At 70.8% G+C, this 9,934-nt stretch carries 10 protein-coding genes; 4 read left to right on the forward strand and 6 right to left on the reverse strand.

Features of this window, described 5'->3' with window-relative positions; genetic code table 11:
• From CCN39_RS00940 to CCN39_RS00960, 5 genes are all read right to left on the reverse strand, one after another.
• Positions 1–1,332 (reverse strand): purine-cytosine permease family protein (locus CCN39_RS00940; RefSeq protein WP_086837903.1); only part of this gene is annotated, 1,332 nt, incomplete at its 3' end.
• Complete coding sequence (locus CCN39_RS00945) at positions 1,329–2,204, reverse strand: PfkB family carbohydrate kinase (RefSeq protein WP_086837904.1); 876 nt, start codon at positions 2,202–2,204, stop codon at positions 1,329–1,331. The genes CCN39_RS00940 and CCN39_RS00945, both read right to left, overlap by 4 nt.
• On the reverse strand, positions 2,201–3,196 hold the full coding sequence (locus CCN39_RS00950) for an ADP-ribosylglycohydrolase family protein (RefSeq protein WP_086837905.1): 996 nt from the start codon (positions 3,194–3,196) through the stop codon (positions 2,201–2,203). Before CCN39_RS00950 ends, CCN39_RS00945 begins: the two co-directional genes overlap by 4 nt.
• Positions 3,193–3,885: a GntR family transcriptional regulator gene (locus tag CCN39_RS00955; protein ID WP_167454940.1), complete on the reverse strand. Its 693-nt coding sequence runs from the start codon at positions 3,883–3,885 to the stop codon at positions 3,193–3,195. Before CCN39_RS00955 ends, CCN39_RS00950 begins: the two co-directional genes overlap by 4 nt.
• 32 nt (positions 3,886–3,917) lie before the next feature.
• Positions 3,918–4,574 carry a VC0807 family protein gene (locus CCN39_RS00960; protein WP_086837907.1) on the reverse strand — a complete coding sequence of 219 codons (657 nt, stop codon included), beginning with the start codon at positions 4,572–4,574 and terminating at the stop codon, positions 3,918–3,920.
• 175 nt (positions 4,575–4,749) lie between these two features.
• Here CCN39_RS00960 and CCN39_RS00965 point away from each other — a divergent pair, with 175 nt between their 5' ends.
• Positions 4,750–5,151 (forward strand): hypothetical protein, encoded by a 402-nt coding sequence (locus tag CCN39_RS00965; RefSeq protein ID WP_086837908.1) that lies wholly within the window; start codon positions 4,750–4,752, stop codon positions 5,149–5,151.
• Here the strand turns inward: CCN39_RS00965 and dusB are convergent.
• Positions 5,072–6,211 (reverse strand): tRNA dihydrouridine synthase DusB, encoded by a 1,140-nt coding sequence (gene dusB / locus CCN39_RS00970; protein ID WP_086837909.1) that lies wholly within the window; start codon positions 6,209–6,211, stop codon positions 5,072–5,074. The genes CCN39_RS00965 and dusB overlap by 80 nt on opposite strands.
• Positions 6,212–6,355: 144 nt before the next feature.
• Here dusB and CCN39_RS00975 point away from each other — a divergent pair, with 144 nt between their 5' ends.
• The 3 genes from CCN39_RS00975 to CCN39_RS00985 all read left to right on the forward strand — a co-directional run.
• On the forward strand, positions 6,356–7,603 hold the full coding sequence (locus CCN39_RS00975) for an ATP-binding protein (RefSeq protein ID WP_167454941.1): 1,248 nt from the start codon (positions 6,356–6,358) through the stop codon (positions 7,601–7,603).
• A 54-nt stretch (positions 7,604–7,657) separates the two neighbouring features.
• Positions 7,658–8,623 (forward strand): Gfo/Idh/MocA family protein, encoded by a 966-nt coding sequence (locus CCN39_RS00980; protein WP_086837910.1) that lies wholly within the window; start codon positions 7,658–7,660, stop codon positions 8,621–8,623.
• A gap of 59 nt (positions 8,624–8,682) precedes the next feature.
• On the forward strand, positions 8,683–9,934 hold a 1,252-nt coding region (locus CCN39_RS00985; RefSeq protein WP_244210561.1), incomplete at its 3' end, for a DUF2339 domain-containing protein.

Here is a 9,934-nt window from a genome sequence, read left to right on the forward strand (position 1 = left end):
GCCTTCGCGGCCGCCCAGTCCGAACGGTTCCAGCAGGTAACCCTGCCACTTCAGCCAGTCCGCGGACGTGTTCGTCACCAGGCCCCAGCCGAGCGCGGTCGCCGCCAGCACCAGCGCGATCGGGCCGATCCGGACGTCGCCATAGCGGCCGGCCGGGTCGAAGAGATCCGGCTCGGCGTAGTCGCGGCGCCGCAGGAGTACGTCCGCGAGCATCACGCCGCACCATGCCGCGACCGGAACGCCCAGCGTCACCAGGAATCCCTGGAACTGGCCGAGGAACTCGCCGCCGAAGAAGACGATGTAGATCGTGCCGAGGATCATGATCACGCCGTCGACCAGCGCCGCCGCCGGGCGGGGGATGCGCAGGCCCGCCGACAGCAGGGCCAGCCCCGACGAATAGATGTCCAGCACCGCGCCGCCGACCAGGCCGAGCACCGCGACGATCGCGAACGGCACCAGGAACCACAGCGGCAGCAACGTCGTCAGCGCGCCGATCGGGTCCGCCGCGATCGCCTTGTTCAGGTCCGGCGACGAGCCGGCCAACAGCAGCCCGAACACCAGCAGCACCACCGGCGCCACCGACGCGCCGAACGTCGTCCAGCCGACCACGCCCCGGCTCGACGACGACCGCGGCAGGTAGCGCGAGTAGTCCGCGGCCGCGTTGACCCAGCCGAGGCCGAAGCCGGTCATCAGGAACACCAGCGCGCCCACCCACTGCTGCGCCGAACCCGATGGCAGCACGCGCACCGCTTCCCAGTGCACGTCGCCGGCCACGAGGACCACGTAGACGACCGTGAGCACCCCGGTGATCCAGGTGATCCACGTCTGCAGCTTCATGATCGCGTCGAAGCCGAGCACGCCCGCGGCGACGGTCAGCGCCGCCACCACGACCAGCGCGACCACCTTCGTCGGCGTCCCGCCGCCCCAGCCGAGGCGCTCGAACACCGTCGCCGTGGCCAGTGTCGCCAGCGCGGCGAGCACGGTCTCCCAGCCGACCGTCAGCAGCCACGAGATCGCCGACGGCAGCCGGTTGCCGCGTACGCCGAACGCCGCCCGCGAGAGCAGCATCGTCGGCGCCGACCCGCGTTTGCCCGCGATGGCGATGAACCCGCACAGCAGGAACGAGAACAGGATGCCGACGACGCCGGCGACCAGTGCCTGCCCGAACGAGATGCCGAAGCCGAGGGTGAACGAGCCGTAGCTCAGCCCCAGCACCGACACGTTCGCGCCGAACCACGGCCAGAACAGCTGCCGCGGCCGCCCGCGCCGCTCGGCGTCGTCGATCACGTCGAGGCCGTTGGTCTCCACCTCGAGCCTGCGGGTACCGGTCATCGCATGGCCTCCACCAGCTGGTCGATCTCTTCCCGGCTCGGCGCGGTCGCCGGGCCGCGCCGGGTCACCGAAAGTGCGGCCGCCGCGTTGGCGCGCACGGCGGCGTCGAGGACGGTACTGCCACGCAACAGCTCCGCGGCCAGGACGCCGCAGTGCGTGTCGCCGGCGCCGGTGGTGTCCACGACGTCGACCGGGAACCCGGGGACGTCGGTGATCCGGCCGTTTTCGTGGACGCGACAGCCTTTCGCGCCCTCGCGGACGACGGCGACGGGCGGCAGCTCGCCCAGCACCTCGGCTTCGCGGGCGGTGCAGCTCAGTATGTCTATTGTGGACAAAAGGTCATGAAGGTCTCCAGGGTTGATGTCGCCGATGAGCGGGCCGGGGTCGAACAGAATCCTCGAGCCGGGCAGGCGGGGTAGCCACTCGAGGAGGGCCCCGCGATTGATCTCGTGCAACCAACTGTATCCGCTCACGTACACGACGTCGTCAGTCTTTGGGGTGACTTGGTCGAGCAGTTCGGCCCGCAGTCGTCCTTCGGCGCCGGTGCCGGTCGCGAAGGTGCGCTCTCCGGTGGCGTCCACCAAAACGACGACGACACCTGTGTCCACTTCGGACACCGGTTCGTGCGCCAGTTCAACACCTTCCGCCGCGAGGGCGCTGCGAGCGAGGTCGCCGAAGCCGCCGTTTCCGTGGCTGCCCGCGTAAAGCACGCGCGCGCCGGACCGCGCGGCGGCGGCCATGACGTTGAAGCCGCCGCCTGGCAACAGGTTCGTCGACGACGCGAGGACGTCGCCGCCGGGAGGAGGCAGCGCGGGCACCGCCATGACGAGGTCGACGACGACCTGTCCGGTGTGCACCAGCCGCCCGGTCATCGGCGGCGCAGCTTCAGCAGTTCGTCGACGAGCGGCCCGAATTCGAGCCGGTTGACGGCGAGCACGGTTTCGACGACGTCGGGGCGGAAGGCGCCGACGCCGTGCGCGGCGCCGAGCATCGCCCCGCAGATCGCGGCGACGGTGTCGGTGTCGCCGCCGAGCCCGGCGGCCAGGCGCAACGCCGACGGCGGGTCGTCGCCCATCGCTTCGGCTAGCGCGAACGCGGCCACGACGGACTCCTGCGACGCGACCGACGTGCCGATGACCTGCGCGACCGAGTCGGCGACGGCGGCCGGGGCCATGCCCCGCACCCAGTCGCGCGCCCAGCGGATCCGGGCGGCGATCTCCCCGCCGGGCGCCCAGTGCCCGCGTTCCCCGCCGACGACGGCGGCGCGCTCACCGGCGTCGAGCGCTTCGCTCAGGCTCGCGCCGTCGACCCCGGCGGAGACGGTGGCCGCGACCGCGGCGGCCGACGCGATGCCCAGGCTGGTGTTGTGCGTGACCCGGGCGGTCGCGACGACGGCGTCGACCAGCCGGTGCAGGTTTTCCGACGGCGTGGCGATGCCGACCGGCGTGACCCGCATGGCGGCGCCGTTGGTGGTGCCGGTGCGGCCGGCTTCGTCGGCCGGGACGCCGTCCTGGAGCCGGGCGAGCGCGCGTTTGGTGGACGGCCCGAGCAGGTCCGCGGAACCGCGGCGGACCATGTCGGCCTCCCAGATCAGCAGGGCGTCGGCGAAGACGTGCGGCTCGACGACGCCGCGGCCGTCGATGAGCAGCCGGGCCAGCAGGACGGCCTGCTCGGTGTCGTCGGTGACCGAGCCGGCGGGCATCGACGGCGCGACCGGCTGCTCGGCGACGGCGGTGAGCAGGCCGGTGACCGGCCCGTAGGTGGCGGCGATGGCGGCGCGGGACATCGACTGCGTCGGCATGCCGAGCGCGTCGCCGACGGCCAGCCCGGTGAACGCGCCGAGCGCCCGGTCCCGCGCGGTCACCGGTGTCCGAACGTGAGGTGGAACTGGAACCGGTCCGGGTCCAGCAGGCTGACGACCCGCTCGACCAGCCGGCCTTCGATGTCGACCGACGTGCGCTCGGCGCGGAGGAAGAGCTCGCCGATGCTGCGGCCGAGGAGCTCGGCGGCGCAGGCGTCGAGGCGTTCGGTGCTGATCCACTGGTCGCCGCCGACGGAGATCCGTCCGGCGGCTTCGAGGGTCTTGGTCAGGGAGCCGTCCTGCAGGCCGGTCTCGGGGAGGCGGGCGAGCGGCCCCACGGCGGGCAGGGTGGCGGTTTCCAGGGAGATCCCCCGGTCGCGCTCCCGCCGCAGCCGCCGCACGGCGACGTAGGCCGGCTCGCCGAATTCTTCTTCGAGAGCCTGGTCTTCGATCGTCTCGATGCCGAGCAGTTCGGTGGTGACCGGCGCGCCCGCGTCGGCGAGGGCCCGCGCCCAGCCGATCCGCTGGTCGAGCTGGACGCCGTCGAAGGTGACGAACGAGCCGACACCGGCCTGGGTGGAGATGAGCTCGAGCTGCTGGAGTTCGGAAAGGGCGCTGCGGACGGTGCCGCGGCTGACCTGGTACTGCAGGGCGAGCTGGTTCTCGCCGGGGAGGCGCTCGCCGTGGGCGAGGCGCCCGGAGCGGATCAGGTCGGTGAGATCGCCGACCAGCTGCTGCCGCTTGCTGTACATGTCCACACCTGTACACCCGGCGTTGTCGCAGGTCAAGCGGCCACGAGGGGCTTCGCGTCGGCGGCGATCAGCCTGCCGGCCTTTTCAGCCACGTTGCCGGCGACGAGCATGATCACCACGAAGGAGCCCGCGAAGATGGCGGTGCTCAGCCACACCATGGTGGAGATGGGCAAGGTGAACGCGCCGGCGATGCGAACCGAGCTCTCCAACACGAAGCCGATGCCCCAGATCACGCTGCAGCGCCGCATGATGGCGTCGAAGGTGGCGGTTCCGCTGAGCCGTTCCCACGCGGCTTCGTTCTCCGCTTTGCCGCGGGTGAGGAAGGGGCGCATCGCCTTGGTCATGATCGGGGCCGCGGTGAAGGCGGAGGCGAGGATGACCAGGCCGGTGATGCCGCTGCCGAGCGAGTCCTTGGCGATCATCATCCGGGCGTCACCGGAGACGAAGGTCAGCAGCATGCCGACGACGTTCGTGACCAGCACGACGAGGGCGAGGCCGTTGAGCGTGCGGTCCTTGGCGAACTGGTAGAGCGTCCGGGCCAGCGGGAAGACCCCGGAGACAGCGAGGGCGGTGAAGTCGCTCGCGCCGAGCGAGTGGAGCGCGTAGTACACGCCGGTGGGCACGGCGACCTCGATCGCGAGGGTCTTGAGCAGGGAGCTTGCGGGCTGGTTCGTCGTCTGCGTCGTCATGGGAAGAGCTTGTCGCGGTGGCGGGCCCGGGAAGGATGCCGTCCGCCACGACTTCGGGCTGACAGATGTCACGGGCCCGGCTCGGTAGGCAGGGAGCGGAGCAAGCGGAAAGGTCGCGACCACCCTGATCGGGCGATCGACCTCACGTTCCGCGCGGCTGCGTCGTCTACTGGGCATGACGATCTTCTTGCGCGCCACGATCGCGCTGCAGACGCTGGCGCTCTTCCTCGCGCCGATCACCGCGGGCCTGCTGCTGACCACCCCGAACGGGCACGTCCTGCACAGCGCTTCGGCGTACACGGTGTGGATTGTCGCCGTGGTGCAGGTGATCGCCGCGGTTCTGGTGTGGCGGCCAGGTGGGGGCTCACCGGGGGTGATCCTTTACGCGGTCGTGTTCCTGGGGCTCGTGACCGCGCAGGTGTTCCTCGGGATCGCGCACGTCAAGACCGTGCACGTGCCACTGGGGGTGCTGCTGTTCGGCCTGAGCCTGGTGCAGCTCAGCCGCCCGAGTGCATATCTTCCGCTTCGGGGACGCAGTCGTCGTCCGGATCGTCCAGCCAGCCATGCGGCAGCGTGACCTTGCCCGGGGAGCCCTGACGGCCGCGGGGGCCCGTGGCCGCGTCCGGGAACGGGGCGTCGTGGTCGAGCTGGGCGATCAGGTCGTCGAGCTGGTCCATCGACGAGAGCATCGCGAAGCCGCGGCGCAGCTCGGAGCCGACCGGGAAGCCCATCAGGTACCAGGCCATGTGCTTGCGGATGTCGCGCATCGCCTTGTCGTGGCCGTCGTGCTCGATCAGCAGTTCCGTGTGGCGGCAGAGCACGGCGGCGACCTCGCCCAGGTTCGGCGGGGTCGGCAGCGCGCGGCCCTGGAAAGCGGCCTCGAGCTCGCCGAACAGCCACGGCCGGCCGAGGCAGCCGCGGCCGACGACCACGCCGTCGCAGCCCGTCTCCTCGACCATGCGCAGGGCGTCGGCGGCGGAGAAGATGTCGCCGTTGCCGAGCACCGGGATGCTCGTGACGGCCTCCTTGAGCTCGGCGATCTTGGTCCAGTCGGCCTGGCCGGAGTAGCGCTGGGCGGCGGTGCGGGCGTGCAGGCTGACGGCGGCGGCGCCCTCGGCTTCGGCGATGCGGCCGGCGTCGAGGAAGGTGCGGTGGTCGTCGTCGATGCCGATGCGGAACTTGACCGTGAACGGCGTGTCGCCGGCCGCCTTGACGGACTCGCGCACGATTGCTTCGAACAACTTCCGCTTGAACGGCAGCGCGGCCCCACCTCCCTTGCGCGTCACCTTCGCGACCGGGCAGCCGAAGTTGGAGTCGACGTGGTCGGCGAGCCCCTCGCCGACGATGATCCGGACGGCCTCGGCCATGGTCTTCGGGTCGACCCCGTAGAGCTGCATGGACCTGGGCTTTTCGTCCACCCCGAAGGTCATCATGTGCATGGTCCCGGGGTGCCGTTCGACGACGGCGCGGGCGGTGATCATCTCGCACACGTAGATGCCGGCGCCGTACTCGGCGCACAGCTGCCGGAAGGCGACGTTGGTGATCCCGGCCATGGGCGCGAGCACGACCGGCGGATCGACCTCGTAGGGGCCGATCTTCAGGGCGGGCTTGCTCAGGGTCGCGGTCACGTCCTCCATTGTCGCCTGTGGTGTCGATCACGTCGATCGAGGGCTGGATTTCGGCAGATTCACGGAGGAGATATCGGCAGATCCACGACAGAACTATCGGCAAACTGACGAAGTGATCTTCGGCAGATTCGCGAAAGCAGGTATAGTCGGACCGTGCGCGGAGCCGAGGAACACGTCCCCCGTCGAGCTGCCGAGCTGGTTGCGGAGGCGCTCGAGGACACCCGCGTCGTCATCATCAACGGGGCACGGCAGACCGGCAAGAGCACGCTGGCCGAGTTGTGCCTGCGCACCCAGCCGGACGGTGCGCGGCGATACCTGGACGATCCGCGGACCCGGGCCTCGGCCGACGCGGATCCGGTGGCCTTCCTGGACGCCCCGGGCACGATGCTCATCGACGAGGTGCAGCGTGTTCCCGAGTTGTGGCTGGCGATCAAGCACACCGTCGACCGCGACCCCCGGCCGGGACGGTTCCTGCTGACCGGTTCGGCGCGCCTGCTCGGCCTGAGTCAGCTCCCCGACGCCCTTCCCGGGCGCTCGGAGACGATCGAACTGTTCCCCCTGTCCCAGGGGGAGATCAACGGCAAGCCCGACGGCTTCGTCGATGCCGCGTTCGCGCACGGTAGCCGGCTTCGGGCAGAGCCCTCTGAGCTGCGCCGCCGCGACTACCTGGCGCTCGCCTCCCGTGGCGGGTATCCCGAAGCTGTTCGCCGGACGACGCCCCGGCGGCGAGACCAGTTCTTCAGGTCGTACCTCGACGACATCATGAGCCGGGACGTGCATCAGGTCGCGGACATCCGGCGCGGCTCCGACATGCGGCGGCTGGTCGGAGCGCTTGCCGCGCAGTCCGGTGGCTTGCTCAACTACAGCCGGCTGTCCTCGGATCTGGGGCTTCCCGTTTCGACCGTTCGTGACTACGTCGAGCTCCTCGAACTGATCTACCTGATCCGGGTGATCCCGGCCTGGTCGGCGAACGCGACGGCGCGGGCGGTCGCCACCCCGAAATTGGTGTTCAACGATGCCGGACTGGCCGGTCACCTGGTCTCCGGAGTCACCAACGACGCCACGACAGGCGGGCTCGTCGAGACGTTCGTCATCGGCGAACTCGCGCGCCAGATCACGTGGAGCCGGACGATGCCGCGGTTGCACCACTATCGGGACCGTGACGGCTACGAGGTCGACGCGGTGCTCGAGGACAATGCCGGCCGGGTGGTCGCCGTCGAGGTGAAGGCCGCCGAAACCGTTCGTGCCGATGACTTCCGCTCGATTCGCGTCCTCCAACGACGCCTCGGTGACCGCTTTCGCGCCGGCTTCGTCGTCTACTGCGGCGACCAGTACCTTCCGTTCGGCGAGAACCTCGCTTGCCTCCCGATCAGCGCGTTGTGGACTACTTCGCCGGAGTGAACGGCCCACGGTGTTGATCGGTTCGGCACGCCGGACGGGCATAGGGTTCGGCGTATGACGAACGCGCCCCTGCGCTGGGGAATCATGGGTACCGGCGGGATCGCCGGTGCCTTCGCCCGGGACCTGCAGCTCACCGAGTCCGGCGTGGTCGCCGCCGTCGGATCGCGGTCGGCGGACAGTGCCGAGCGGTTTGCCGACCAGCTGCGCATCTCCACCCGGCACAGCAGCTACGAAGCCCTCGCGAACGATCCGGAGGTCGACGTCGTCTACGTCGCCACGCCGCATCCCATGCACCACGGCAACGCGCGGCTCGCCCTCGAAGCCGGGAAGCCCGTTCTCGTCGAGAAGCCGTTCACGATGAACGCCGATGAGGCGCGGGATCTCGTCGACCTGGCGCGCAGCAAGAACCTCTTCCTGATGGAGGCGATGTGGACGCGCTTCCTGCCGCACATCCGGCACGTCCGCGAACTCCTGCCGAGCCTCGGGGACGTCGTCACCGTCGCCGCCGATCATGGGCAGTGGTTCGCTGAAGACCCCTCCTTCCGGCTGTTCGCTCCCGAACTGGGCGGGGGTGCCCTGCTCGACCTGGGGATCTACCCCGTCTCCTTCGCGTCGATGGTGCTCGGGCCGCCTGCGCGCGTCGCCGCGATGGCGACGCCCGCCTTCACCGGTGTCGATGCCCAGATGTCGATGCTGTTCGGGTACGCGAGTGGTGCGCAGGCCGTCCTGACCTGCACCTTGAGCGCTGTTTCGCCGACCACCGCGTCGATCGTCGGCACCGATGCGCGCATCGAGGTCGACGGTCCCTTCTACGCTCCCGCCTCCTTCACGCTCGTTCCGCGCGAAGGCGAGCGAAGGCGCTTCGAATACGTCGATGAGGGCCGTGGCCTGCGGCACCAGGCCGACGAAGTGGCGCTTCGGCTGGCTGCCGGCGACACCGAGAGCCCGCTCATGCCGCTCGCCGAGACCGTCTCGATCATGACCACCATGGACGAGGTGCTGGCCGCGACCAGGACGTGACCCCCGATTGAGTAGTGCTACGGATCCGCAGGTGACGCCGGTGCGTGACCCTGTCCGATATGACCACCGAAGCAGATGTGCTCCTCCGGCTCGCCGGCGAGATCGACGACCTGGGGCGTCGTCTCGCCCTGGTGGGTTCCGAACTGCGGACCGTCCGGGACGAGCAGGCCGAACCGGCCACGCAGCCCGCGCAGGCCGCCCAGCCGGAGCAAGCACCGCAACCGCAGCCTGAACAGCCGAAACAGGCCGAACAGGCACCGCAACCGCCGCCTGAGCCGCAACCTCAACCCCAACCCCAACCCCAGCCGCGGCCGATGCGGCCCGAGTCGGTTCCGTGGCCGCAGTACCAGTGGCAGCCGCCGCCGCAGCCGCAGTACGTGCCGCCTCCGCAACAACAGCAGCCGCCGCCGTACGTCCCGCAGCCCTATGTGCCGGTTCCGCGGCAGACGCTCGGCGAAAAGCTCGGCAAGGAAGGCGCCGGCAGCCGGGTGCTGGCCTGGGTCGGCGGGGCCGTGACGCTGCTCGGCGTCGTCCTCTTGCTCGTGCTCGCCGTGCAGCGGGGCTGGCTCGGGCCGCTGCCGCGGGTGCTCGTCGGCGCCGGGTTCGGGTTGGCGCTGACCGGCACCGGCGTGTGGCTGCACCGTAAGCCCGCCGGTCGCACCGGTGCCTTCGCGCTGGCCGCCACCGGTATCGCGACGCTCTACCTGGACGTCGTCGCCGCGACCACGCTGTACGAGTTCCTGCCGGTGCTCGCCGGGCTCGCCGCCGGGCTGGCAGTCGCCGTCGGCGGGCTGCTCGTGGCCGTGCGCTGGGAGTCGCCGCTGCTGGCCTCCGCCGTCGTCATCGGCTGTGTCGTGTGCGCGCCGATGATCGTCCGCGGGTTCACCCCGGAACTGGTCACCTTCCTGCTGATGATCCAGCTCGCGACGGCGCCGGTGCAGCTGCGCCGCGACTGGTCGTCGCTGACGCTCGCCGCCGGTGTCCCGCCGCTGTTCGCCTCCGTGATCAGCTCGGCGTGGCTCGCCGGTGGGGGCAGCTGGGCCAACACCGCCGCGGCCGGTGGCGCCGGTGTCACCGGGCTCGTGCTCGCCCTGATCGTGCTGCGCCGCCGCGAGAACGACCCTGCGGCGCTCTCGCTGCTGGCGACCGCGGTGCTGCCCACGCTCGTCGCGGCGGTGCTGCTGCCGAAGATCCAGGCGGTGCCGATCACGGCCGGGGCGGGCGTCCTGCTGCTCGCCGTCTGGGCGGCCCGCCGCTGGTGGCCCGGGTTCGCCGGGCAGGTGGCCGGCCTGGCCGGGCTGCTCGCGCTCC

Origin of the sequence: Amycolatopsis kentuckyensis (assembly GCF_002155975.1) — a bacterium.
GTDB classification, from domain to species: domain Bacteria; phylum Actinomycetota; class Actinomycetes; order Mycobacteriales; family Pseudonocardiaceae; genus Amycolatopsis; species Amycolatopsis kentuckyensis.

What these genes read in the sequence shown, in the direction of transcription:
- CCN39_RS00945 (WP_086837904.1), bottom strand. Translation starts at nt 2,204, where the DNA reads ATGACCGGGCGGCTGGTGCACACCGGACAGGTCGTCGTCGACCTCGTC.
- CCN39_RS00955 (WP_167454940.1), bottom strand. Translation starts at nt 3,885, where the DNA reads ATGTACAGCAAGCGGCAGCAGCTGGTCGGCGATCTCACCGACCTGATC.
- CCN39_RS00960 (WP_086837907.1), bottom strand. Translation starts at nt 4,574, where the DNA reads ATGACGACGCAGACGACGAACCAGCCCGCAAGCTCCCTGCTCAAGACC.
- CCN39_RS00965 (WP_086837908.1), top strand. Translation starts at nt 4,750, where the DNA reads ATGACGATCTTCTTGCGCGCCACGATCGCGCTGCAGACGCTGGCGCTC.
- dusB (WP_086837909.1), bottom strand. Translation starts at nt 6,211, where the DNA reads ATGGAGGACGTGACCGCGACCCTGAGCAAGCCCGCCCTGAAGATCGGC.
- CCN39_RS00980 (WP_086837910.1), top strand. Translation starts at nt 7,658, where the DNA reads ATGACGAACGCGCCCCTGCGCTGGGGAATCATGGGTACCGGCGGGATC.